Annotated in this window: 22 protein-coding genes and 1 pseudogene; 7 read left to right on the top strand and 16 right to left on the bottom strand. The window is 71.1% G+C overall.

Annotated elements, in window-relative coordinates; all coding sequences use genetic code 11:
• Positions 1–119: 119 nt before the first annotated feature.
• From cysD to AC0T5L_RS00290, 4 genes are all read right to left on the bottom strand, one after another.
• A complete protein-coding gene (cysD, locus tag AC0T5L_RS00305; protein WP_476163263.1) occupies positions 120–1052 on the bottom strand; it encodes a sulfate adenylyltransferase subunit CysD in 933 nt (310 codons plus the stop codon).
• A gap of 51 nt (positions 1053–1103) precedes the next feature.
• Complete coding sequence (locus AC0T5L_RS00300; RefSeq protein ID WP_476163262.1) at positions 1104–1895, bottom strand: 3'(2'),5'-bisphosphate nucleotidase CysQ; 792 nt, start codon at positions 1893–1895, stop codon at positions 1104–1106.
• 3 nt (positions 1896–1898) lie between these two features.
• Positions 1899–3419, bottom strand: coding sequence for a sugar transferase (locus AC0T5L_RS00295; RefSeq protein WP_476163261.1), 1521 nt, complete (start codon positions 3417–3419; stop codon positions 1899–1901).
• A 319-nt stretch (positions 3420–3738) separates the two neighbouring features.
• Positions 3739–4725, bottom strand: a complete 987-nt coding sequence (locus AC0T5L_RS00290) for a DsbA family oxidoreductase (RefSeq protein WP_476163260.1) — start codon at positions 4723–4725, stop codon at positions 3739–3741.
• Positions 4726–4817: 92 nt separating this feature from the next.
• On the opposite strand from AC0T5L_RS00290, the gene AC0T5L_RS00285 reads away from it, so the two are divergent.
• The gene (locus AC0T5L_RS00285) at positions 4818–5375 is read left to right on the top strand and encodes a TetR/AcrR family transcriptional regulator (RefSeq protein ID WP_476163259.1); all 558 of its coding nucleotides are present in this window, start codon (positions 4818–4820) and stop codon (positions 5373–5375) included.
• A gap of 430 nt (positions 5376–5805) precedes the next feature.
• Here the strand turns inward: AC0T5L_RS00285 and AC0T5L_RS00280 are convergent, their stop codons facing one another.
• Together AC0T5L_RS00280 and AC0T5L_RS00275 are read right to left on the bottom strand one after the other, a co-directional pair.
• Positions 5806–6573 (bottom strand): polysaccharide deacetylase family protein, encoded by a 768-nt coding sequence (locus AC0T5L_RS00280; RefSeq protein ID WP_476163258.1) that lies wholly within the window; start codon positions 6571–6573, stop codon positions 5806–5808.
• A gap of 134 nt (positions 6574–6707) precedes the next feature.
• On the bottom strand, positions 6708–7724 hold the full coding sequence (locus tag AC0T5L_RS00275; RefSeq protein ID WP_476163257.1) for a LacI family DNA-binding transcriptional regulator: 1017 nt from the start codon (positions 7722–7724) through the stop codon (positions 6708–6710).
• Between the two features lie 162 nt (positions 7725–7886).
• Between AC0T5L_RS00275 and AC0T5L_RS00270 the strand changes: the two genes are divergently transcribed.
• Positions 7887–9062: an endo-1,4-beta-xylanase gene (locus AC0T5L_RS00270; protein WP_476163256.1), complete on the top strand. Its 1176-nt coding sequence runs from the start codon at positions 7887–7889 to the stop codon at positions 9060–9062.
• Positions 9063–9157: 95 nt separating this feature from the next.
• Here AC0T5L_RS00270 and pth read toward each other — a convergent pair whose 3' ends face one another.
• The 4 genes from pth to glmU form a co-directional block, all read right to left on the bottom strand.
• Entirely contained in the window at positions 9158–9820 is a 663-nt protein-coding gene (pth, locus tag AC0T5L_RS00265; protein WP_476163255.1) for an aminoacyl-tRNA hydrolase, read from the bottom strand.
• 95 nt (positions 9821–9915) lie between these two features.
• Positions 9916–10512 (bottom strand): 50S ribosomal protein L25/general stress protein Ctc, encoded by a 597-nt coding sequence (locus tag AC0T5L_RS00260; protein WP_476163254.1) that lies wholly within the window; start codon positions 10510–10512, stop codon positions 9916–9918.
• 383 nt (positions 10513–10895) lie between these two features.
• The gene (locus tag AC0T5L_RS00255) at positions 10896–11864 is read right to left on the bottom strand and encodes a ribose-phosphate diphosphokinase (protein WP_476163253.1); all 969 of its coding nucleotides are present in this window, start codon (positions 11862–11864) and stop codon (positions 10896–10898) included.
• Between the two features lie 17 nt (positions 11865–11881).
• Positions 11882–13342: a bifunctional UDP-N-acetylglucosamine diphosphorylase/glucosamine-1-phosphate N-acetyltransferase GlmU gene (glmU, locus tag AC0T5L_RS00250; RefSeq protein WP_476163252.1), complete on the bottom strand. Its 1461-nt coding sequence runs from the start codon at positions 13340–13342 to the stop codon at positions 11882–11884.
• Between the two features lie 644 nt (positions 13343–13986).
• Between glmU and AC0T5L_RS00245 the strand changes: the two genes are divergently transcribed.
• From AC0T5L_RS00245 to AC0T5L_RS00225, 5 genes and pseudogenes are all read left to right on the top strand, one after another.
• Entirely contained in the window at positions 13987–14949 is a 963-nt protein-coding gene (locus tag AC0T5L_RS00245; protein ID WP_476163251.1) for an acyl-CoA desaturase, read from the top strand.
• Positions 14950–14963: 14 nt separating this feature from the next.
• Complete coding sequence (locus tag AC0T5L_RS00240) at positions 14964–15620, top strand: TetR family transcriptional regulator (protein ID WP_476163250.1); 657 nt, start codon at positions 14964–14966, stop codon at positions 15618–15620.
• 84 nt (positions 15621–15704) lie between these two features.
• Positions 15705–16214: a MarR family winged helix-turn-helix transcriptional regulator gene (locus tag AC0T5L_RS00235; RefSeq protein ID WP_476163249.1), complete on the top strand. Its 510-nt coding sequence runs from the start codon at positions 15705–15707 to the stop codon at positions 16212–16214.
• Positions 16215–16390: 176 nt separating this feature from the next.
• Positions 16391–16564, top strand: a pseudogene (locus AC0T5L_RS00230) (SGNH/GDSL hydrolase family protein); the annotation flags it as partial.
• A gap of 144 nt (positions 16565–16708) precedes the next feature.
• The gene (locus AC0T5L_RS00225; protein ID WP_476163408.1) at positions 16709–17674 is read left to right on the top strand and encodes a GDSL-type esterase/lipase family protein; all 966 of its coding nucleotides are present in this window, start codon (positions 16709–16711) and stop codon (positions 17672–17674) included.
• A gap of 50 nt (positions 17675–17724) precedes the next feature.
• Here the strand turns inward: AC0T5L_RS00225 and AC0T5L_RS00220 are convergent, their stop codons facing one another.
• The 6 genes from AC0T5L_RS00220 to AC0T5L_RS00195 form a co-directional block, all read right to left on the bottom strand.
• Entirely contained in the window at positions 17725–18225 is a 501-nt protein-coding gene (locus tag AC0T5L_RS00220; RefSeq protein WP_476163407.1) for a glutathione peroxidase, read from the bottom strand.
• Positions 18226–18394: 169 nt separating this feature from the next.
• A complete protein-coding gene (locus AC0T5L_RS00215; RefSeq protein ID WP_476163248.1) occupies positions 18395–20170 on the bottom strand; it encodes an ABC-F family ATP-binding cassette domain-containing protein in 1776 nt (591 codons plus the stop codon).
• Between the two features lie 60 nt (positions 20171–20230).
• Positions 20231–20422, bottom strand: a complete 192-nt coding sequence (locus tag AC0T5L_RS00210) for a hypothetical protein (protein WP_476163247.1) — start codon at positions 20420–20422, stop codon at positions 20231–20233.
• Positions 20423–20571: 149 nt separating this feature from the next.
• Complete coding sequence (locus AC0T5L_RS00205; protein WP_476163406.1) at positions 20572–21471, bottom strand: transketolase family protein; 900 nt, start codon at positions 21469–21471, stop codon at positions 20572–20574.
• A 17-nt stretch (positions 21472–21488) separates the two neighbouring features.
• Positions 21489–22193 carry a thiamine pyrophosphate-dependent enzyme gene (locus tag AC0T5L_RS00200; protein WP_476163246.1) on the bottom strand — a complete coding sequence of 235 codons (705 nt, stop codon included), beginning with the start codon at positions 22191–22193 and terminating at the stop codon, positions 21489–21491.
• Between the two features lie 83 nt (positions 22194–22276).
• On the bottom strand, positions 22277–23305 hold the full coding sequence (locus AC0T5L_RS00195; protein ID WP_476163245.1) for a 4-(cytidine 5'-diphospho)-2-C-methyl-D-erythritol kinase: 1029 nt from the start codon (positions 23303–23305) through the stop codon (positions 22277–22279).
• Positions 23306–23429 lie beyond the last annotated feature (124 nt).

Below are 23429 nucleotides of genomic sequence, written 5' to 3'. Positions count from 1 at the left end.
CGGGGTCCGACGGGCTGCCGCGGGTCGGCGCGGGCGCCGTGGCCGCCGGGCGGGAGACACCGCCTCCGGGGCCGTCCCTCCCGGGGCGGACGGCCCGTCCGGTGGCGTCGGTCGGGGGCCTAGAAGTAGCCCTCGCGCTTGCGGTCCTCCATGGCGGCCTCGCTCGCACGGTCGTCGGCCCGCGTCTGTCCGCGCTCGGTCACCCGGGTCGCGGCGATCTCGGTGATGATGTCGTCGATCTCCACCGCCGTGGACTTGACCGCTCCAGTGCAGGTCAGGTCGCCGACCGTGCGGTAGCGGACGGTCTCGGTGAACGGGACCTCGGTCTCGTCGCGGGTGATGAGGGGCGAGTTCGTGAGCAGGATGCCGTCACGCTCGAAGACCTCGCGCTCGTGGGCGAAGTAGATGGAGGGCAGCTCCAGCCGCTCCCGCTTGATGTAGGACCACACGTCCAGCTCGGTCCAGTTGGAGATCGGGAAGACCCGGATGTGCTCACCGCGGTCGATGCGGGTGTTGAACACACTCCACAGCTCGGGCCGCTGGCTCTTGGGGTCCCACTGGCCGAACTCGTCGCGGAAGGAGAAGACCCGCTCCTTGGCGCGTGCCTTCTCCTCGTCGCGACGGGCTCCGCCGAAGGCCGCGTCGAACTCGTTCTCCTCGACGGCCTCCAGCAGAGCCGAGGTCTGGAGGCGGTTGCGGCTGGCCCAACGACCGGTCGGCTCGGTGACCTTGCCCGCGTCGATCTGTTCCTGCACCGAGGCGACGACCAGGCGGACCCCGGCCTCGGCGATCCGGCGGTCGCGGAACTCGATGACCTCGGGGAAGTTGTGGCCGGTGTCCACGTGCATCACCGGGAACGGAACGGCACCGGGCCAGAAGGCCTTCTCGGCGAGACGGAGCATGACAATGGAGTCCTTGCCGCCCGAGAAGAGCAGTACCGGCCGCTCGAACTCCGCGGCCACCTCGCGCATGATGAAGATCGCTTCGGCTTCCAGGACGTCCAGCTGGGAGAGCTGGTAGCGCCCGAGTGCCTGCTGACTCGCCTGACCCATGAACCCGCCTTCGTAAGTATCGACAGGGCCGACGGCGGAGGGGCGGTTCGCTCAGCCCCCCGCGTGCGGACCCGCGCTGTCCAGGTCCGCGCCGTCGCGGATGCTTGCCAACAACATACCCGACAATTCCGGTCGACATACAAGGACATCGGGCAGTAGCGGATCGGCTACGTTGTAGCGCAGCTGGGAGCCGTCGATTCGGGAGGTGTGCAGACCCGAGGCCCGGGCTACGGCCACCGGGGCCGCGCTGTCCCACTCGTACTGGCCGCCCGCGTGCACGTAGATGTCGGCGATACCGAGCAGCACCGCGCAGATCTTGGCGCCCGCCGAACCCATCGGGACCACCTCGGCACCGAGCTGGGTGGCCATCCGGTGCACGAACGCGGGGGGCCGGGTCCGGCTGGCGGTGATGCGCAGCCGCTGGTCCGAGGGCCGCTCATCGGGCAGCCACGGCGGGTCGACCGTGGACAGCGTGCTGCCCTGCGAGGGCAGCGCCACCGCGCCCGCGACCAGGTCGCCGTCCTCCCACAGCGCCACGTGCACCGCCCAGTCCGTGCGGCCGGCCTCGGCGAACTCGCGGGTACCGTCGAGCGGGTCGATGATCCACACCCGGCGCGCTCTCAACCGGGCGTGGTCGTCGGCGCCCTCCTCCGAGAGCACGGCGTCGCTGGGCCGCAGCCGCCCCAGCGCGGAGAACAGGAACTCGTGCGAGGTGCGATCGCCCAGGGTGCGCAGCACGTCGGGCTCGTCGAAGCCGTGCCGGGCGCGCAGGCGCAGCAGCAGCTGCCCCGCCTCGCTCGCCAGGTCGCGGGCCACCTCATGATCGTTTCGGATGCTCTTCACCGGCTAGTATGCTCCCGCCCCACGGATCACCGCTGACCACGTCTTCCACAGGATCTGGATGTCCAACGTCAGCGACCAGTTTTCCACGTACCGCAGATCGAGGCGGACCGATTCCTCCCAGGAGAGGTCGGAACGACCGCTGACCTGCCACAGGCCCGTCATCCCCGGTTTGACCACCAGCTTGCGGCGGACGTCGTCCCCGTACTGGGCGACCTCCTCCGGAAGCGGCGGTCTGGGACCGACGAGCGACATCTCTCCCCGTACCACGTTGACGAGCTGGGGAAGCTCGTCGAGCGAGTACCGGCGCAGCCATGCCCCCACGGGCGTCACCCTGGGATCGCGACGCATCTTGAACAGCACACCGTCGTGCTCGTTGCGTGGCCGGAGCATCGTCTTCAACGCCTCGGCCCCTACCACCATCGTACGGAACTTGTAGACGGTGAACTCGCTGCCGCCCCTCCCCACCCGCGTCTGGGCGAAGAGGGCGGGCCCGCCGCCCTCGTGGCGGATGAGGACGGAGAGCACCAGGAACAGCGGGGACAGCAGGATCAGCGCGAGGGCCGCGGCGCAGCGGTCGAAGGCGCCCTTGAGGACACGGCGGGCGCCCACCAGCTCCGGGTGCTCCACGTGCAGCAGGGGCAGCCCGGCGACCGGGCGGATGGAGGTGCGCGGCCCGGCCACGTCCATGAGCGCGGAGGCGACGATGAGGTCGGTGTCGGTCTTCTCCAGCCGCCAGGCCAGGCGGCGCAGCTCGGCCCCGCCCATCTCCGGGCAGGCCAGGACCGCGACCGTGTCGGCACCGACGAGGGCGGCGGCGTCGGCGGCGTCGGTGAAGGTACCCAGGACCGGGCAGCCCTCCACACCGTCGCCCCGGACCGCCTGGTCACGCGGCAGGCACACGCCCACGACGCGCATGCCGTGGTAGACCTCGCCGCGGAACCGGCGGATGAGGTCGCGGGCGGCCGTCCGGTAGCCGACGACCACGACGCCGCTCATGCACTGGCCGGAGCGGCGGCTCCTGTGGAGGGCCTTGCGGCGCGCGTACCGCAGGCCGAGGCTGAGCAGGAGGATGAGCGGCAGGGCGACGAGCGCGTAGCCGCGCGCCAGGTCGAACCCGACGGCGTAGGCGGCGACGGCGACCGCCGCGCCCAGCATGAGCCCGGACGTGGTGACGCGGCGGTACTCCTCGGTGCCCACCCCGAGGAAGCGTCGGGCGTAGCCGCCGCCCAGGCAGACGGACAGGACCCACAGCGGGGGCAGCAGGAGTGAGAGGAGGAGGTAGGGAAGCGTGGTGCCCGCGCCGAGGGCGGCGTGGAAGCGGACGACCGTGCCGCTGACGGTCGCGGTGAGGGCGGCGACCAGGTCGAGGCAGACCAGGCTCGCGACGTAGGGGCGGACCCAGGCGCCGGAACGGGTGGCTGGAGCGTCGAACCCGACCCCTCCGGTCGCGCCGGGGAGGAGGGAGGCGTCGGTGATCCGTGCCGACTGTTCACGGGCGGTTTTCGCCCGGCTGGTTGTGACCACGTATCCCCCCAGGACCACAGCTCAGGAAACCTCACTTTGAGTCACTGCCCCTACGCCAGGGGGTCGGGTTCAGAGGGCGTGGGCAGGGCGCACGTCGAGCACGAGCATGGATCGACAACCTGAACAGTAACCAAAAGTAGCGGAAAAGTCGCGCATCGTTGTGGCCTGTTGGTCAAGAAAGATCTGTCGGCCCGGGAATGTGTCCGCGCCGGAACAGGCCCGCCCCCAAGGGCGGGCCGATAGGGACACTGACATCCGGGCAAAGAGATTGACCGAAACCTGGTGTGGAACGCCACGGACCCCGGGGCGGGCGCCCGGGTCAGGCGTATTCGGGGACCATCGCCCCCGCCAGACGGAGGTGGGGCCCGGCCCGCCCCCGTTCCCCCTGCCTCTGGAGCGTGCGACCCAGCAGCAGGTGGGCGTACGCGTCGTCCGGGTTCTCCGCCACGAGGGCCTCCAGCGTCCGGCGGGCGCGTCCCAGCTGGGCGGAGCGGTAGTGGGCGCGGGCGGCGAGCAGCAGCACGTTCCGGTCGGCGGAGTGCTCGTCGAGCATCGGGCGGAGCAGGGAGAGCGCGCCGAGGGGGTCGCCCGCCCGCAGCAGGGACTCCGCCTGGCGGAAACGCTCGACCTCCCCGGGGAGCCGGCGCGTGGTGTGCGCCGCGGCGTCGGCCAGAAAGTCCCGGATGGCGTCGGGGTGCCGGGCCCCCTCCAGCGCCCGGCCGTTGGCCACGAGGGTCGGGGAGGTGCGCACGCCGATCGCCCTGCCCCGCAGGAGGAGTTCACGGACGCGCTCCTCCCCCGCACCCTCGCGCAGAAGGCGGCCGCCGTCGGGGAACCCGGCCTCCCGGGCGACGTGTCCGAGGACCTCGGCGGAACCGATGTCGGCGGCCTCCCTGAAGTGGGCGCGCAGCACGCCCTCCGCCACCGCGCCCTGTAGGCCGGGGCCACCGGACTCCAGAGCGATGGCGACGAGCCGGTGGGCGTCGTGGCTGCTCACCCGCCAGACCGCGCCCCACTGGTCGCCGAGCCCCTCGGCCGCCGCGGCTTCGGCGACGCGGACGCGGTTCTCGGCCGGGGTGATACCGGGGGCGCAGGCCCGCAGGGCGGTGTCCACGAAGGGGTCACGCAACAGCTCGTCCAGGGGTTCGGCCTCGACGGGGGCCACGGGATCGATCCGGTAGGGGCGCCAGACCACCTCCGCCGCCTCGCCCGCCGGGCCGCCGGGCCCGGTGAGCGCCCGTTCCAGACGCCGCTTGCCGATGTACATCCACGGGCAGACCATGTCCGCCCAGATCTCGATCCTCATGCGGACAACTTATACGACACTTGACGCTTAAACAACAGATGTTGTTTAAAGCTCGGATGCCGGCTGGCTGGGAGGTGCCGTAATCTGTGCCCGTGAACCCCGACGACCCCCGCGTCCAGCGGACTCGCGACCGTCTGCGCGCCTCCCTCCTGTCCCTGGCCGCGGAGACCGAACTCGACGACGTCACGGTGTCGGCCCTCGCCACACGGGCAGGGGTCAACCGGGCGACCGTGTACCAGCACTACGCCGACTTGGACGCCCTGGTCGCCGATGCCATGGAGAACACCGTCTCGTACGTGGCGCGGTGCGCGGCGCTGTGCCCCCTGGACACACCGCGGGAGCAGCCTCCGGGTCCGCTGGTCGACCTGTTCGGGCACGTGGAGGACAGCGCCGTGCTCTACCGGCGGATGCTCTCCGCCCACGGCAGCGCACGTTTCGCGAACCGGCTGCGGGAGCGGCTGGCCGAGGAGTTGGCCGCACGCCTGGAGGAGGGCGCCCGGCCACCGGGGTTCGACGACGTCCCGGTACGGACGCACGCCGCCTACCTGGCGGGGGCTCTGGTCGGCGTGATCACCGACTGGGTCGGCTCCGGGGCGCCCGGAACCCGCGAGGAGGCCGCGCTGGCCACCTGGCGCCTGCTGCGCGGCTGAGGCCCGCGTTTGGCAGAGCCTCCAACAGACCCCGGCCGTGTGCCCTCGGGGGTAGAGCGTCCAGGCGGCGCTCCGCCCCAGGGGGTTGGTAGAGCCTCCAGCGGTGGCCCGCGCCCCAGGGGGTTTGGGCAGGGCCTTCAGGAGACCTCAGCCAGGCACCCGTAGGGCCCGGGCTGACGTGTCACCATAGTTTCCGGTTACTCGCCGTTGCATACTCTACGGGCGCGTGGTCGGGGTCTGCTGGAGGCTCTACGGGTGCGTGGTTGCGCGCCGCTGCGCGCTCTACCCGACCCCTCTGCGGCGGGCCACCGCTCCAGGCTTCCCCACCCCCCTGCGGTGGAGCGCCGCTGCCAGCCCTACGGGTGCCTGGCTCGGGTCTGCTGCACGCCCTGTCCCGGCACGGACCACCAGCCCATGTTCTACGGGTGGTCTATCCGCGCCGGGCGGGACGGGTGAAGTGCCATCCGTCGGACCGCAAGGCCGGGACGATCCGGGCCACGGCGGCGACCGTCTGGCTGCGGTCACCTCCGCCGTCGTGCAGGAGCACCACTGATCCCGGTGTGATGCCCTCCTCCAGGCGCCGGACGAGCTCACTGGTGCCGGGCGGCACCCAGTCCTCCACCGCGAGGCTCCAACCGAGCGGCTGCATGCCTAGTTCCGCCGCCGTCCCGGGCGTCTGTCCCCAGGCGCCGTAGGGTGCCCGGAAATAGGGGACACGTGCGTGTGGCACCGCCTCGCGGATCGCCGCGTCGGTCTCCAGCAGGTCCGCGCGGACGTCCCGCGCCGACCAGGTGCTCATGTCGTCGTGGCTCATCGTGTGGTTGCACAGCGTGTGCCCCTCCGCCGCGATCCGCCGCACGATCTCGGGGTGCTGCCGCACGTGGTCGCCCCACAGGCAGAACACGGCCTTGACGCGGTGCTCTCGCAGCACGTCGAGCAGTTGGGGCGTGTGGCGGGGATCGGGGCCGTCGTCGAAGGTGAGGGCCACCGAGCGACCGCCCCGCCGCGCCGAGTCGACGATGTCGGGGGTGGCGGGCCCCTTGGCGGTGCTGGAGGGCGGCGTCGCGCGCGAGGCGGGACCGTGGGGGACGGCCGTGTGGGCATGCGCCGGGGCCGTGGCGCAGAGGGCGAGGCCGATGGTGAACAGGGTCGTCAGGAGGCGGCCCCGCGTTCGGGAACGTCCGTGAGTGCTCGTCACACAGGTCTCCTTGGCCGCGGAGCTCAGGGGGTTCCGGAAGCTTCCGAAAATCAAAGGCAGCTTAAAGAGCACCGCGCCGTAGTGTCAACGACCCTGCGCGGTCCGTGTCGCCGCCCGCGGCGGGGGGAGACGGTTCACGGTGGCGGAGCGGTACTGTCCCGGACGACGAGGTCGGTCGCCAGCTCCACCCTCGGGCTCTCGATCGTCTCGTGCTGCACGAGCCGGTGCACGGTGCGCACCGCGAGCCTGCCCATGTCGGACAGCGGCTGGCGCACCGTGGTCAGCGACGGTGAGGACCAGCGCGCCTCCGGCAGGTCGTCGAAGCCCACCACACTGACGTCGTCGGGGACCCGCAGGCCCCGCCGCCGCAGCGCCTCGTAGACGCCCAGGGCCATCTGGTCGCTGGCCGCGAACACGGCCGTGGGCGGATCGGCGAGGCCGAACAGGCGCTCCCCCGCCCGGAAGCCGGACTCGTAGCCGAACTCCCCCGGTACCACCAGACCGTCCTCGACGGCCAGACCGGCGGTCTCCAGACCGGCCCGGTACCCGTCGAGCCGGGCACGGCTGCACCACAGCTCGGGGCGTCCCGCGATGAAGGCGATGCGCCGGTGCCCGAGGTGGATCAGATGCTCGGTGGCGCTCAGCCCCCCGGCCCAGTTGGTAGCTCCTATCGTGGGCGTGGCCAGGTCCGGAACGCCGACCGGGTCCACCACCACCGCGGGCACGTGCAGCTCTCCCAACTCCGCTTGCAGGGCCGGGTCCAGGTCGGTGGTCACGAGGATGGCGCCGTCGCTGGCGCGCGAGCGGACGTTCTCCAACCACTGGCGGGTCGAACTGGCCCGGCGGTGGATGGCCGACACCACGATGCCGGTGTCCGCCGCGTGCGCGGCGTCCTCCACGCCGCGGATGATCTCGACCGCCCACGGGCTGTCCAGGTCGTTGAAGACCAGGTCGAGCAGGCCTATCCGCTCCCGAACGCGGCTGCCACGGCGCCGGTAGCCGTGGGACCGAATCAGGTTCTCGATGCGCTCGCGCGTGGCGGGGGCCACGTCGCTTCGCCCGTTGAGGACGCGCGACACCGTCGGTGCGGACACGCCTGCCTCAGCGGCGATGGCGGAGATGGTGACGTCTCGTGACGGGCTGTCGGCCACTGATCCTCCCTCGTACTCACCCAGAGTACGAGCACCGGCGGCGGTGACGGCACGTGCGTACGGCCGACCTTGACGCTTCGCACGTCAACGGCTTAGTGTCCGTTTCCCACATGTTACGGAATTTTCCGGAAATTCCGTCGGTGCGAGAAGTGGAGACCCCCCATGAAGCCAGTCCGCCTCATCACCGCCGTGCTCACCGCGGCGGCGCTGTCGGTACCCCTCCTGGCCGCTCCGGCGGCCGCGGAGCCCTCTCCCGGCCACTGGCCACCGGACCACCCCAAGCACGCCAAGCCCGGCACGCTGCGCTGGGCCGCTCCCGAGGACCTCGTCATCGGCACCGCCGTCGCGGGCGGCGGCCACCACGAGGAGCAGGACTACCCCGACCCCTTCACCTCGGACAGGAAGTACCGCAAGCTCCTGGCGCGCCACTTCGGCTCGGTCTCCCCCGAGAACCAGATGAAGTGGGAGTACATCCACCCCGAGCAGGGCGAGTACGACTTCGACATGGCCGACTCCATCGTGGAGTTCGCCGAGCGCAACGGTCAGGACGTGCGCGGGCACACGCTGTTCTGGCACAGCCAGAACCCCGAGTGGCTGGAGGAGGGCGACTTCTCCGACGAGGAGCTGCGCGAGATCCTGCACGACCACATCACGACCGTCGCCGGGCGATACGCGGGCCGGATCGACCAGTGGGACGTGTCCAACGAGATCTTCGACGACGCGGGCGAGCTGCGCACCGAGGACAACATCTGGATCCGTGAGCTCGGACCGGAGATCATCGCCGACGCCTTCCGCTGGGCCCACGAGGCCGACCCGTCGGCGGAGCTGTACTTCAACGACTACGGCGTCGAGGACGTCAACGCCAAGAGCGACGCCTACTACGAACTGGTCCAGGACCTGCTCGCCGAGGGCGTGCCCGTGCACGGGTTCTCCGCGCAGGTGCACCTGAGCACCCAGTACGGCTTCCCCGGAAGCCTTGAGGAGAACCTCCGGCGCTTCGACGACCTCGGCCTGGGCACCGCCCTGACCGAGGTGGACGTGCGCATGCGGCTGCCCGAGGGCGGGAGGCCGGCCCCGGAGCAGCTGGAGCAGCAGTCCAGCTACTACGAGCAGGCGCTCTCAGCGTGCCTGAACGTGGAGGGCTGCGGTTCCTTCACCATCTGGGGCTTCACCGACAAGTACTCCTGGGTGCCGGTGTTCTTCGAGGGCGAGGGCTCCGCGACGGTCATGGACGAGGGGTTCCGGCCCAAGCCCGCCTACTTCACCCTGAAGTCCACCCTCCTGGAGGCCGGGGGCGGCTGGGGGGGCCGTCCGCCCCGGGCCGTCGGCGTCCGGTAGCCGGACGGCTCTCCGGCGCCACCGCGTCCCCGTGCCCGCCGCCGGTCCGTCGGCGGCGGGCACGGCCCGCGCGCTCCGGAGCGCACCCGAGCCGCTCAGGCGGCGGTGTGGTAGATGTTCTGCGCCCGGCCCAGACCGTCGGTGAGGACCGTACGGACCGCGTCGGCCGCGCGCTCGGCGTTCAGGTCCAGGTCAGCGCGCTCGGCGGAGGAGAAGTCCTTGAGCACGTACGCGGCCGGGTCCGTCCTGCCGGGCGGGCGTCCCACCCCGAAGCGCACCCGGATGTAGTCGGGGCTGGACAGGGACGAGCTGATCGACTTCAGGCCGTTGTGCCCGCCCGGGCCGCCGCCCTTCTTGAGCTTGAGCGCGCCGTAGTCGATGTCCAGCTCGTCGTGCACCACGATGATCCGCTCGACCGGCACCTTGTAGAACCGGGCCAGCCCGGCCACCGGGCCGCCCGACAGGTTCATGAAGCTCCGCGGCTTGGCCAGCACCACCGGCACGCCGTCCAGACGGGTCTCCACCACTTCGGCGTGCGTCTTGTGCGCCTTCCAGCGCTCGCCCGCGGCGAGCGCGTCCACCACCAGGAAACCGGCGTTGTGCCTGTTCCCGGCGTATCTGGGGCCCGGATTGCCCAGTCCCACGACGAGCCAGCGCTCGGTCTCAGCCATGTCCTCGTTCTTTCCGTCAGCGCTCGCACCGTCGGCCCCGCTCTTGCCGGCGCCGCCGCCGAACAACCTGCCCCACCAGTTCCCCATGGGGCACGACCCTATCGACACGGCCGCCGACACGACGAACGCGCGGCCCCTTTCCGGGAACCGCGCGTTCTTCGAGTGCGAGGAGCACGCACGCCCTACTCGGCGGCGGCCTCCTCGGCCTCAGCGGCCTCCTCGCTGGTCTCCGGCTCGTCCGACACACGCGGAGTGGAGACGGTCAGCAGGACGGTCTCGGGGTCGGAGACCAGGGAAGCGCCGGTGGGCAGATCGAGGTCGGCGGCGGTCTTCGTGGTGCCGGCCTCCAGACCCTCGACGTCGAAGTCCACACCCTCGGGGATGTGGGTGGCCTCGGCCTCGACGGCCACGGTGACGAGCGCCTGGGTGAGCACACCCGGGGCCTGAACCTCGCCGGTCAGGTGGACCGGGATCTCGACCTCGACCTTCTCGCCCTTGGAGACGACCAGCAGGTCGACGTGCTCCAGGAAGCCCTTGATGGCGTCACGCTGCACGCTCTTGGGCAGGGCCAGATTGTCCTTGTCCACGCCGTCGAGACGGATGAGGACGTTGGGGGTCTTCAGGGCGAGCATGAGCTCATGGCCCGGCAGGTTCAGGTGGCGGGGCTCGGTGCCGTGGCCGTAGAGGACGGCCGGCACCTTACCCGCGCGGCGGGCGCGACGAGAGGCGCCCTTGCCGAATTCCGTGCGGGGCTCGGCAGCGATACGTACCTCGGACACGACAAAACTCCTCGGGTTCAACCCCGCAGCACGGGGAACACGACTCCAGTAGTACGAACGATTCCCGCACTCGGCGGGGAATGCGGCGGGGTCACCCCGCGGTTCGGGGGACGCGACCGCCCTGGTTCCAGGCGTGCCCGGCGAGCCGCCACCGGACCCGTCCGGCCCGGGAACGCTCGTCGCGCACCCCTGCCCGTACTTTCACACGCAGCCTCACGGGACTCCGCCTGGGCACGGGGACACTCGGCCAAGTCTACTGGCTCCACCGACGACTCCGAACATGCCCCGCTCGCCCTCCCCTCGGGGGCCCGGAAAAGGGCGGCGGGCGTGTCGACGGAACCGGCGACCCGCGAGCGGGACGAACGCACGCCCCGCTCGTCGGCCTACTCGAACAGGCTCGTTACCGAGCCGTCCGTGAAGACCTCGCTGATCGCGCGGGCCACCAGCGGAGCGATCGAGAGCTGGGTGAGCTTCTCGAAGGAGCGCTCCTCCGGGATGGGCAGCGAGTTGGTGATGATCACCTCGGAGATCCGCGAGTTCTGCAAGCGCTCGGCCGCCGGGCCCGACAGCACGCCGTGTGTGGCGGCCACCAGGACCTTGGCCGCGCCCTGCTCGAACAGTGCCTCCGAGGCCTTCACGATGGTGCCGCCGGTGTCGATCATGTCGTCGACCAGCACACAGGTGCGGCCCTCGACCTCACCGACGACCTCGTGGACCTTCACCTGGTTGGCGACGTCCGGGTCGCGGCGCTTGTGGATGATCGCCAGCGGCGAGCCGAGCCGGTCCGCCCAGCGGTCGGCGGTACGCACACGGCCCGCGTCCGGGGAGACCACGGTGATCTCGGCCGGGTCGACCCGGCCGGCGATGTGGTCGGCCAGTATCGGCAGCGCGAACAGGTGGTCCACCGGGCCGTCGAAGAAGCCCTGGATCTGGTCGGTGTGCAGGTCGACGGCCATCATCCGGTCCGCGCCCGCGGTCCGGAACAGGTCGGTCACCAGACGGGCCGAGATCGGTTCGCGGCCACGGTGCTTCTTGTCCTGGCGGGCGTACCCGAGGAACGGAGTGACCACGGTGACCCGCTTGGCGGACGCGCGCTTGAGCGCGTCCACCATGATCAGGTGCTCCATGATGGACTCGTTGACCGGATCGAAGTGAGGCTGGATGACGAACGCGTCACAGCCGCGCACCGACTCCAGGTAACGCACGAAGATCTCGCTGTTGGCGAAGGTGTCGAACCGGGTGGGGACCACGTCGATCCCCAGTTCCTTCGCGACCTCCTCGGCCAGGCTCGGGTGCGTGCGCCCCGAGAACAGCATCAGGTTCTTCTGGCCGGTGGCCTTCATCCCGGTCACGTGTTTCTCCCCCACAGTCACTGCTCGTCGTCGGCTCTGTGCCGATCGGCTTTGTCCGCCGCCTCGGCGGAGGCCGTCCCGGGGCGCTTGCGCCGGGTCCAGCCCTCGACGTTGCGCTGGCGATGCCCCTCGGAGACCGCCAGCGCGCCGGGCGGCACGTCGTCTCGGACCACGGTCCCCGCCCCGGAGTAGGCGCCGTCGCCCACGTGGACCGGAGCGACGATGGTGTTGTCGCTGCCGACCCTGACGTGGTCGCCGATGACGCTCCGGGACTTGTTGACCCCGTCGTAGTTGACGAACACCGAAGAACAGCCGATGTTGCTGCCCACCCCGATGTCCGCGTCGCCGACGTAGGTCAGGTGCGGGATCTTGGACTCGGTGCCGACGTTCGAGTTCTTGACCTCGACGAAGGCACCGGCCTTGGCCCGCTCGGCCAGGCGGGTGCCCGGCCGTAGGTAGGTGTAGGGGCCGACGCTGGCCCCGGGGCCGATCTCGGCCCGGTCCGCGGTGGTCTCGCTCACCGTGGCGCCCGCGCCCACGACCGTGTCCCTCAGGTCCGTGCGGGGGCCGACCACCACGTCCTCGTCGACGGTGGTCGCGCCCATCAGCCGGGTGCCCGGTTCGAGCACGGTGTCCCGGCCGATGGAGACCTGCGCGTCCACCCAGGTGGTGGCGGGGTCGACGACGGTGACCCCGGCGAGCATGTGCTCGGTGAGCAGGCGGTCGTTGAGGACGCGGCGGGCCTCGGAGAGCTGGACGCGGTTGTTGACGCCCTGGACCTCGTGCCAGTCGCCGGCGATCCAGGCGCCGACCCGGTGGCCGTCTCCGCGCAGCAGGGCGACGGCGTCGGTGACGTACTCCTCGCCCTTGGCGTTGTCGGTGGACAGGCGCTGGACGACCTCGGAGAGCAGCGCGCCGTCGAAGGCGTACATGCCCGAGTTGATCTCGTCGATCGCGTGCTGCCCGGGGGCGGCGTCGGCGTGCTCGACGATCTCGGTGAACTCACCGTCGGTGTCGCGGACGATGCGGCCGTAACCGTGGGGGTCGGGCACCCGCGCCGAGAGCACGGTGACGGCGTTGCCGTCCTTGTCGTGGGCGGCCACGAGCTCGGAGAGCGTGGAGCCGCGCAGGAGCGGGGTGTCGCCGCAGGTCAGGACCACGGTGCCGCTGAGCTTGGTGCCCTTGGCAGCCAGGTCCTCGACCGCCATGCGCACGGCGTGGCCGGTGCCGTTCTGCTCCTCCTGGACCGCGGTGGTGGCCTCGGGCGCGATCTCCTCCAGGTGGGCCCTGACCTGGTCGCGGGCGTGGCCGACGACCACGACGGAGTTCTGGGGGTCGAGTTCCCGCGCCGACGCGAGCACATGGCCAAGCATGCTGCGGCCACTGAGTTCGTGGAGAACCTTGGGAAGCTTCGATTTCATTCGGGTGCCCTCGCCCGCCGCGAGGACGATGACGGCAGCCGGACGGTTCACGCTCACTGAAGGAGACCCCTCGTGATAGCTGGTGACTGAGCTGTCGGCTCACCCCTCGGCGGCGCGCCCCGCATGCCGCACGGGCGGCCGTCGGATGACCAGCGGCCGACATGGGAAGGATACATGCGCGTCACCGCACCCCAACGGGCGCGTGGCGCCGGGGTGAGCGGCCGGTGTCCGGCCCACCGCCTGTGACTCGGCTTCCGGCGTGTCGCGCGAGAGGCGTGTGAGATGTGACGCTTCACCCCTGCGCACGCCGGCCGTCCACCCCGGGTGACGTCCCCGGCACGGTACGGGCGCTCCCGCTTTGGTCGCGGAGCGGACCCGCGATCGCGCCGAGGGCCTTTCCCGCGCGTACACGCGGAGCCGGAACAGCTCCCGGACCAGGGCTCGAACCTGGACGATGGGGACCAAAACCCCACATGCTGCCGATTACATCATCCGGGAACGCGTTGGGTTGGAACATGCCGCACCCGTACGCCAGCCACCAAGATAGCGCCTCTTGTGCGGAGCTTGCCAAACCTACGGGGTCGTAGGTTACGGTTACGTAGGAATAGGTTGGGTCGCCGCGACGGGTGCTTCCGCACCCCTCAGACGCCGTCCTGACCGCGACGACGTTGCCTGACGGTCCGACGGACGGGGAAAAATCCATGACAGCCGCTCCCGAGATGCCCACCAAAAACACCGGGAAAAAACGTGAGACGATCCCTGAGTACGAACCCGAACTGAGGGGCAGGGCCGAGCGATACACGGTCTTCGCCTTCGTGTTCGTCCCGCTGATCGCCCTGCTGGCGTCGGTGCCCTTCTTCTGGGGCTGGGGGCTGAGCCTCACCGACATCGCCATCGCCTCGGTCTTCTACGTGATCAGTGGCCTGGGGATCACGGTCGGCTTCCACCGGCACTTCACGCACGGCTCGTTCAAGGCCAAGCGCCCGCTGCGTATCGCGCTCGCCGTCGCCGGCTCCCTGGCCATCGAGGGCAGCGTCATCAAGTGGGTGGCGGACCACCGCCGCCACCACAAGTACGCCGACGCCGAGGGCGACCCGCACTCGCCGTGGCGCTTCGGCGACGACTGGAAGTCGGTGGCCAAGGGCCTGTACTACGCGCACATGGCGTGGATGTACCTGGACGACAAGAAGACCTCGCCGCGCCGCTTCGCGCCCGACCTTCTCAAGGACAAGGACATCGTCCTCGTCGACAAGCTGTTCCTGCCGCTCGTGCTCTTCTCCCTGGGAGCGCCGGCCCTCATCGGCGGCCTGGTGACCATGTCCTGGTGGGGCGCGCTGACCGCGTTCTTCTGGGCGAGCCTGGTCCGTGTCGCCCTGCTGCACCACGTCACCTGGTCGATCAACTCCATCTGCCACACCATCGGCGAGGAGAACTTCGAGGTGCGCGACCGCTCCCGCAACGTGTGGTGGCTGGCCATCCCGTCCTTCGGCGAGTCCTGGCACAACCTGCACCACGCCGATCCCACCTGCGCCCGCCACGGCGTGCTCAAGGGCCAGGTCGACATCTCCGCCCGCGTCATCTGGGCGTTCGAGAAGTTCGGCTGGGCCACCAAGGTCCGCTGGCCCAACAACGAGCGACTCGCCGCCAAACGGGTCAGCCTCTAGGATCGGTAGCCATCATGGGAGTAGCCGACAGCGATCAGAGGATCCGCGTGCGCCGCAAGCGCATGACGGGCAAGGAGCGTCGGCAACAGCTTGTGGAGATCGGCCGGGAGCTGTTCGCCGAACGCGGGTTCGACGCGTCCTCCGTTGAGGAGATCGCCGCACGGGCGGGCGTGTCCAAACCCGTGGTGTACGAGCACTTCGGCGGCAAGGAGGGCATCTACGCGGTCGTGGTCGACCGGGAGATGCGCACCCTCCTGGGGATGATGGGCGAGGCCCTCACCGCCGACAACGCGCGGAGCAAGATCGAGAGCGCGGCGCTGGCCCTGCTGCGGTACGTGGAGGAGAACACGACGGGGTTCCGGGTGCTGACCCGCGACTCCCACGTGGCCTCCGGCACGGGAAGTTTCGCCAGTCTGATCAACGACATCGCCAGCCAGGTCGAGCACATCATGGTCGACGAGTTCGCCGAGCACGGCTACGACCCGGCGCTCGCGCCCATGTACTCCCAGGCCCTGGTGGGCATGTGGGCGCTGACCGGCCAGTGGTGGCTGGAGGTGCGCAAGCCCAAGCGCGAGGTGGTCGCGGCGCACCTGGTCAACCTGGCGTGGAACGGGCTGTCGAGCCTGGAGCCCAAACCGAGGCTACAGAGCAAGCGGCGCAGGTCGGGCTGACTCCCCGGCGTCTGTTGACATGTGGGGCGGGTATGCGTGTCATACCCGCCCCACTATCTTGATGTCAAGAGATAAGCTGTCCCCATGCGCGATGAGGTGGATGGGCTGATCGAGGCGTGGCGCTCCGAACGCCCGGATGTGGACGTGACACCCCTGGAGGTGTTCAGCCGGGTGTCCCGGCTCGCCCGCCACCTGGACCGTGCCCGGCGCACGGTCTTCACCGAGCACTCACTGGAGCCCTGGGAGTTCGACGTGCTGGCCGAGCTGCGCCGCTCCGGACCGCCCTACGAGCTGAGCCCCGGACGGCTGCTGCGCGCCACTCTGGTGACCTCGGGGACCATGACCAACCGGGTGGACCGGCTGGCCGCGGCCGGGCTGGTGCGGCGTCGCCCCGACCCCACCGACAAGCGCGGAGTGCTCGTCCGGCTGACCGAGCGGGGCACCGAGCGCATCGACACGGCCCTGGCGTCGCTGGTGAGCTACGAGGAGGGCCTCCTGGCTCCGATGGCCGACGGCGACCGGGAACGGCTGGCATCGTTACTCAGAAGCCTCCTGGTCCCCCTCGACAGGGGCCCGGGCGGTCCGCAAGGGTAGTTACCGAGCGGTACCCGTCTCTCGCCGGGCCCGCGTCCGGGCGCGAACCATACTCCGGGCTTTGGTTGGAGAGATGACTGGTGAAGAGGTGGATGTCCGCGGCGGCCGTGGCCGTGCTGGCCGCGGGGTGCGCGGGGTGCGCGGGTGGCGATGACAGCGGTGGCGGGGGATCGGCGTTCGAGCCGACCAACGAGGAGGTACCCGCCGACAGCGACACCGGGATGCCCGCCAACCTCCAGAACATCTGCGACTACACGTGGATGTGCGACAGCGAGCGCGGACCGGACATCCACACCAACAAGGCCGGCGCACAGGAGATCGCGGACGTCTTCGCCGACCAGGTGCGCTGACCGGCGCACCGGTCTTCGGGCCGCGCACGGCCGGGAGGTGCTCCAGACCCCTCCCTGCCGTGGGAAAGCCCCTACGCTGGGCCGTGTCAGGGCACGTACCCAGCATCCGGCCCCTGTGGGAGGAGACAGTTGCGAACCCGGTGGATGTTCGCGGCGGCCGCGGTCGTGCTGACCGCGGGGTGCGCGAGCGGTGGCGGCGACAGTGGTGGCGGCGGTGACGGAACCGCCTCTGGTGAGGACTACTACCTGTCCCTGGGCGACTCGCTGAGCGTGGGCGTGCAGCCCGACGAGGAGGGGCGCCCCGTGGAGACCTCGGACGGGTACACCGACATCCTGTACCGCACTCTGCGCGAGGACGGCCCCGGGCTGCGGCACGAGCGGATGGGGTGCGCGGGCGAGGACACCACCACCTTCATGGAGGGCGGGCTGCCCCGCTGCGAGGAGCGCTACGGCGGCGGCTCACAGCTGGAGGAGGCCGAGGCGTTCCTCACCGGGCACGAGGGCGAGGTGGACCTGGTGACCCTCACCATCGGCGCGAACAACTTCACCAGCTGCGTGCGGGGGGTGAACGCCCCCGACGGCAGGGCGCCGGACTCCGAGGACGTCGACATCGACTCCGAGTGCGTGGACGGGGGCCTGGAGCGGCTGGAGGAGGAGGTCCCCGTGATCGCCGAACGGCTGCGCGCGGCGGCCGGGCCCGACACGCAGATCATCGCGATGACCTACTACAACCCGTTCCTGGCGTTTTTGCTGATGGACGACGATCCCGCGCACCAGGCGGCGGCCTCCGCGGAGGAGGCCGAGGAGCTCTTCCCCGAGAAGGAGGCCCGTAGCGGGCTCGCCGAGGAGGCGGTGGAGATCCTCACCGAGGTCAACGAGACGCTCACCGACGCCTACGAGGCCGAGGGGATCGACGTGGCGGACGTGGACTCGGTGTTCGAGCCGACCAACGAGGAGGTACCCGCCGACAGCGACACCGGGATGCCCGCCAACCTCCAGAACATCTGCGACTACACGTGGATGTGCGACAGCGAGCGCGGACCGGACATCCACACCAACAAGGCCGGCGCACAGGAGATCGCGGACGTCTTCGCCGACCAGGTGCGCTGACCGGCACCAGCGGCGGCCCGGCCGCCCGGTGGAGGGCCCCGGGCGGCCGGCTACTCCGCCTTCTCGGGGAGCGACTGCTCGATGAGGGCGACGACCTCGGGGGCGTCCGGCACCGTGTTGGGGCGGAAGCGGTGGACGGCGCCGTCGGGGAGGACGAGGAACTTCTCGAAGTTCCACCGCACCCTTCCGGTCCTGCCCTCGCTGTCGGGGACCGAGGCGAGCTCGGCGTAGAGGGGGTGGCGGTTCCTGCCGTTGACCCTCACCTTGCTCATCATGGGGAACGTGACGCCCCACGTGGCCGCGCAGTACCCGGAGATCTTCCTGTCGCTGCCGAACTCCTGGAGGAACTGGTTGCTGGGGAAGCCGAGCACGGTGAAGCCCCTGTCGCCGTACCTGTGCTGTAGCCCCTCCAGCCGCGCGTACTGCGGGGTGAGACCGCAGCGCGAGGCGACGTTGACCACCAGCCTCACCTTGCCGGACCACTCGCCGAACGTCGTCTGGCGTCCGTCGATCAGCGTCACCGGGATCTCGTCCAGGTCCAAGGCGTTCATCACGTCCACTTCCTGCCTTCGCGGGGATCGGCACCCGGCGTGTGCGGCCTCACCAGGGGGCTGGAGCACACGCCGCCGTGAGTGGTTCTCTCCCCGGAAAACAGGTCAAATCACTCGCACGGCGGCCCCGGCACACGGTGTCGGCCGGGGCCGTCAGAGCTCATGGGTCTCATTCGTCGGCGGCTTCGGCCTGCTCCAGCCAGGCCTCCTCCAGCTCGCCGCGCTCGGCGGCCAGGGTCTTGGCCTCGGCGTCGAGTTCGGCGAGCCTGGCGTAGTCGTCGGCCGCGGCGGCCATCAGCTCGTGCAACTCCGTCTCGCGCTTGGTGACGCGGTCCATGCGCCGCTCGACGCGCTGCATCTCCTTCCGAGCGGCGCGCCGCTCGGCCGCCGACACGGCGGGCCGCGCGTCCGAGGCCGCCTCGGCCACCTCGGAGGCGCCCTGCGGAACGGTGGCCTCTCCGGCGCTCTCCGCGCGGCGCTCCAGGTACTCGTCCACGCCGCCGGGCAGGAACGCCAGGCTGCCGTCGCCCATCAGGGCCAGTACCCGGTCGGTGATGCGCTCCAGGAAGTAGCGGTCGTGGCTGACCAGCACCAGGGAGCCCGGCCAGCCGTCGAGCAGGTCCTCCAGCTCGGTGAGGGTCTCGATGTCCAGGTCGTTGGTGGGCTCGTCCAGCAGCAGCACGTTGGGCTCGTCCATGAGCAGGCGCAGCAGCTGGAGGCGCCGGCGCTCACCGCCGGACAGGTCGCCGATCGGGGTCCACTGGCGCTCGCCCCGGAACCCGAACCGCTCCAGCATCTGGCTGGCGGTGTAGTCGCGCTTGCCGATGGCGATGTGCTCGCGGATCTCCATGACCGCCTGGAGGGGGCGGGCCGCGGGGTCGAGTTCGACGACGTTCTGGGAGAGGTGGGCGAGCTTGACGGTCTGGCCGGTGCGGACCCTGCCGGTGTCGGGGTCGCGCTCCCGGGCGAGGATGTTGAGCAGGGTGGACTTGCCCGCGCCGTTCACCCCGACCAGGCCGATCCGGTCGCCGGGGCCCAGCTGCCAGGTGAGGTCGTCGAGCAGGACCCGGTCGGGGACGGAGACCGTCACGTCCTTGAGGTCGATGACGGTCTTGCCGAGCCGGGAGCTGGCGAAGCGGACGAGTTCGACGGTGTCGCGGACCGGCGGCTCGTCGGCGATGAGCTGGTTGGCCGCCTCGACGCGGAACTTGGGCTTGGAGGTGCGGGCCGGCGCGCCGCGGCGCAGCCAGGCCAGCTCCTTGCGCATGAGGTTCTGGCGGCGCTCCTCGGCGGCGGCCGACTGGCGCTCGCGCTCGGCCTTGGCCAGGACGTAGGCGGCGTAGCCGCCCTCGTAACGCTCGACGGTGCCGCGCCCGACCTCCCAGGTGCGGGTGGTGACGGCGTCCAGGAACCAGCGGTCGTGAGTGACGACCACGAGCGACTCGGGCCGCTTCCGCAGGTGCTCGGCGAGCCAGGCGATGCCCTCGATGTCGAGGTGGTTGGTGGGCTCGTCCAGGGCGATGAGGTCGTGGTCGTCGACCAGGAGCCGGGCCAGGCCGGAGCGGCGGCGCTCTCCGCCGGAGAGGCCGGACATCGGGGTGTCCAGTGCCCAGCCGCCGAGGAGTCCGCGCAGGATGTCGCGGATGCGGGCGTCGCCCGCCCACTCGTGTTCGGCGCGGTCGCCCAGGACGAACTCCCCGACCGTGGTGTCGGGGAAGGTGTCGCGCTGGTGCAGGAAGCCGACGCGCAGCCCGCGGTTGTGCACGACCCGCCCGGAGTCGGGTGCGGTGATGCCGGAGAGCACGGAGATCAGCGTGGACTTGCCGCCGCCGTTGCGGCCGACGACGCCGATGCGTTCACCCTCCTCGACGCCGAGCGACACCTTGTCGAGGAGCACGAGCGGCCCGTAGGCCAGGGACACGTCCTGAAGATTGACCAGATTCATCAGTACCCATTGTGGTGGCAGTGCCGTGGTGCACGGACCGCCCGGCCGTTCCGGTCCGTGTCAGGGCCACGGCAGCCCGGCGACGGTCTCCGCGTACCGGTCAGCCTGTTCGTCGGTGCGGGCGTACATGACGGGGCTGTCCGCGCCCTTCGGGGTGATCTTCCAGACAGCGCCGCTCCCGTGCTCGCCGGGTGCCATGCGGACGAACCGGACGTCGGGGTGGCGCGCCGCGAGGTCCTGTTGAGTGGTCATGGTCGCCACCGTAACCACTCAGCCCAGCGCCGGACGCGACGGCCGGAGCCGCCCGGCCCTCCGGTACACCGGTCCCGCGGCGGGGAAGCCGGGAAGCCGCCCGGGACCGCACCACGCAAGGCCCCGGGCAGGTCTGGCGGCCGGCACGCCTACACCAGGAAGAAGCCCCTGGCGGCCTTGGCGATCCCCTCCGTGTCCAGCCCGTGGACCTGCGCGTGCTGCGCCGGGGTCCCGTAGGCGCGTACCTCGTGGTCCCGGACGACCCCCAACCCCAGTTGGCGGTGGCGCCGGTCGGCCAGCGCCTCGGCCACCTCGTGCGCGGAGGTCCCCCGCAGGTACGGCTCCACCACGAGCACGTCCGCGTTGCCCGCCGCGCCGGCCAGCGCGCTCAGCCCCTCGCGGTCGAACGGCCGCACGGTGGCCGTGTAGGCGACGGTCACGTCCAGACCGGCGGTCGCCTCCAGCACCCGGTCCAGCATCGGACCGACGGCCACCACCACCCCGGCCGAGCGCGGCGACCCCGTCCGCAGCACGTCGAAGCGCCCGCTGACGGGCAGCGGCGCCCGGTTGACGGCCTCCGACAGCCGCACGTACACGCGGTGCTCCCCCGGGATCGCGGCCGCCAGGGCGTCGCGCACCTCGTCCGGGTGGCCGGGCGCGTACACCGTCCACCCCGGCAGGGTGTCCAACAGGGCCACGTCGCCGGGGGACTGGTGCGTGCGACCCGCGCTGGCGGCGTCGTAGGAACCGCCGACACTCACCAGGACGGCGCCGGTGTCCTGGTGGCCGAAGTCCAGCTTGATCTGCTCGAAGGGCCGTTCCACCAGGAACGGCGCGTAGCTGTGCACGATCGGCCGCATCCCGGACAGGGCCAGCCCTCCGGCCACCCCGATCATGGCCTGCTCCCGGACGCCCACGTCGATCACCCGGTCGGGGTGCCGGGCGGCGGAGCCGCGGAACATCCCCGCGGAGATGGCGGCCAGCACGACGGCGATCCGGGGGTCGTCGTCCATGGCCCGGTTGACGGTGGCGGCGAAGGTCTCACGCATGGTCATCGGAGGGTCTCCTAGGAACGGACGCGGGCGACGACGGCCAGCGGCCGTCCTGTGTGGGGGCGGGTGAGGGCCTCGTACAGGGCGTCGTGGTCGCGCCCGGACACGTCGCGGGCCTCCCAGCCCTCGACCTCGAAGCGCGCGCCGATCCCGCCGGGCCACCCCTGGCCGGAGGAGGCGTTGTCCACGACGACGACGGTGAGGTTGTCGGCGCCGAGGCGTCCGGCGACCGCGATGGCCTCGTGGTTGCTGCCCTCGGCGAGTTCACCGTCGCCGACGAGCACCACCACACGGGGTGCCGTACCGTCCGCCCGGTGGATCCCCCGGGCACGCAGGCCGAGCGCCGTGCCCAGGCCCAGGGGCAGACCATGGCCGAGAGAACCGCTGCCGACCTCGGCGCCGGGCACGAGCACCCGGTCGGGGTGGTGGCCGAGCGGCGAGCCGAAGGCGGCCCAGCCGCGCAGCGTGGGCACGTCCAGGAATCCCTTGGTGGCGAGCACGGCGTAGAAGGCGGCGGGCCCGTGGCCCTTGGAGAGCAGGAACCGGTCACGGGCCGGGTCCTCGGCGGTGTCGGGGGTGACGTCCAGCACGCGGTCGTAGAGCACCCACACCACGTCGAGCGTGGAGCGGGCGGCTCCCTTGTGCTTCTCGTCACCCTCCATGAGTCCGATGAGGGCGGGAAGGTCGGCGTAGCGCGAGAGGGCGGCTGTGGTCGTCATAGCCACCAGTGTTCGACCTCAACAGAGGTTGAGGTCAATTGGCGGGCATCCCGGCGCGACGGAAAAAGGCCATGTGTTCTACGTCACATCACGGTGGCCCCGGGGACGTCCCCGTACGCCGACACGACCCGCTCGCACAGCCCGCTGCCCTCCAGCGCGGCCACCACGGCGGCCTCGCGCTCGGCCGCCTCGTCCTCCTCGTTCCCACCGCCGACCAGGAACGCGCAGGTGGGCCCCGAACCCGACACCAACGCACCCAGGGCGCCCGCGCCACCGCCCGTCTTCAGGGTCCGTTCCAGCTCCGGCAGCAGCGACAGCGCCGCCTCCTGGAGGTCGTTGGTCAGAGCGGCTCCCAGAGCCACCGGATCGCCGCTGGCGAGCGCGTCGGCCAACCCCCGGTCCAGCCGGGGCTCGGGGGCCTCCGGACGGATGCGGTCGTACTCACCGAACACACTGGCCGTGGACAGCCCGTGCGGCGACAGCGCGAAGACCCAGCGCATACGCCCGGGGCTGGCCAGCGGCCGCAGGACCTCACCGCGGCCCATGCCCACCGCGGTGGCTCCCAACAGTGCGAAGGGCACGTCGCTGCCCAGCTCGGCCGCGTACTCGGCCAGGGTCCCCAGGGGCAGGCCGCAGCCCCACAGGCGGTCACAGGCCAGCAGGGCGGCCGCGGCGTCCGCGCTTCCTCCGGCCATACCGCCCGCCACCGGGATGTGCTTGTCCAGGCGGACCGTGGCCGGGAAGCCCCGACCGGTCCGCTCCGCCATCAGGGCCACGGCGCGCGCGGCCAGGTTGGAATCGTCCAGGGGCACACGGGACAGGTGGGATCCCAGTCCGCCGCCGACGGTCAGCCCGGCGAAGACGGCGTTCCCGGAGGGATGGCCGGGGCCCGTGTCAGCGGTTCCCGCCGCGCTCGCGGGCGCGGCGTCCCCGGCTCCGGGGGGACTCGGCCGACGCGTCGGGGCCTTCTTGACGGTAACCTCATCGAACAGCGAGACGGCGTGGAACACGTTGACGAGGTCGTGGAACCCGTCCTCACGTCTGGGCCCCACCGCCAACTGGAGGTTCACCTTCGCGGGGACCCGCACGGTTACGGTGGTATTAACGGTCACGAGTCCCCAATCGTAAAGGAACCCCCACCTTGCGTGAACACCTACCCCGCCAGGGTCACTGGTGTGTTCACCACCTCTTACCGGCGCGGACACCATCGCCGGAGGGAATCGGGAACCACGATCA

The sequence above is a fragment of the Nocardiopsis sp. TRM 82005 genome (assembly GCF_056312425.1).
This window is presented reverse-complemented; position numbering and strand designations above follow the sequence as displayed.

Bases quoted from the DNA above. Each gene is read 5' to 3' on its own strand.
- cysD (WP_476163263.1), bottom strand. From the start codon at position 1,052: ATGGGTCAGGCGAGTCAGCAGGCACTCGGGCGCTACCAGCTCTCCCAG.
- AC0T5L_RS00290 (WP_476163260.1), bottom strand. From the start codon at position 4,725: ATGAGGATCGAGATCTGGGCGGACATGGTCTGCCCGTGGATGTACATC.
- AC0T5L_RS00270 (WP_476163256.1), top strand. From the start codon at position 7,887: ATGAAGCCAGTCCGCCTCATCACCGCCGTGCTCACCGCGGCGGCGCTG.
- pth (WP_476163255.1), bottom strand. From the start codon at position 9,820: ATGGGGAACTGGTGGGGCAGGTTGTTCGGCGGCGGCGCCGGCAAGAGC.
- AC0T5L_RS00245 (WP_476163251.1), top strand. From the start codon at position 13,987: ATGACAGCCGCTCCCGAGATGCCCACCAAAAACACCGGGAAAAAACGT.
- AC0T5L_RS00240 (WP_476163250.1), top strand. From the start codon at position 14,964: ATGGGAGTAGCCGACAGCGATCAGAGGATCCGCGTGCGCCGCAAGCGC.
- AC0T5L_RS00235 (WP_476163249.1), top strand. From the start codon at position 15,705: ATGCGCGATGAGGTGGATGGGCTGATCGAGGCGTGGCGCTCCGAACGC.
- AC0T5L_RS00225 (WP_476163408.1), top strand. From the start codon at position 16,709: ATGTTCGCGGCGGCCGCGGTCGTGCTGACCGCGGGGTGCGCGAGCGGT.
- AC0T5L_RS00220 (WP_476163407.1), bottom strand. From the start codon at position 18,225: ATGAACGCCTTGGACCTGGACGAGATCCCGGTGACGCTGATCGACGGA.
- AC0T5L_RS00215 (WP_476163248.1), bottom strand. From the start codon at position 20,170: ATGAATCTGGTCAATCTTCAGGACGTGTCCCTGGCCTACGGGCCGCTC.
- AC0T5L_RS00210 (WP_476163247.1), bottom strand. From the start codon at position 20,422: ATGACCACTCAACAGGACCTCGCGGCGCGCCACCCCGACGTCCGGTTC.
- AC0T5L_RS00205 (WP_476163406.1), bottom strand. From the start codon at position 21,471: ATGCGTGAGACCTTCGCCGCCACCGTCAACCGGGCCATGGACGACGAC.
- AC0T5L_RS00200 (WP_476163246.1), bottom strand. From the start codon at position 22,193: ATGACGACCACAGCCGCCCTCTCGCGCTACGCCGACCTTCCCGCCCTC.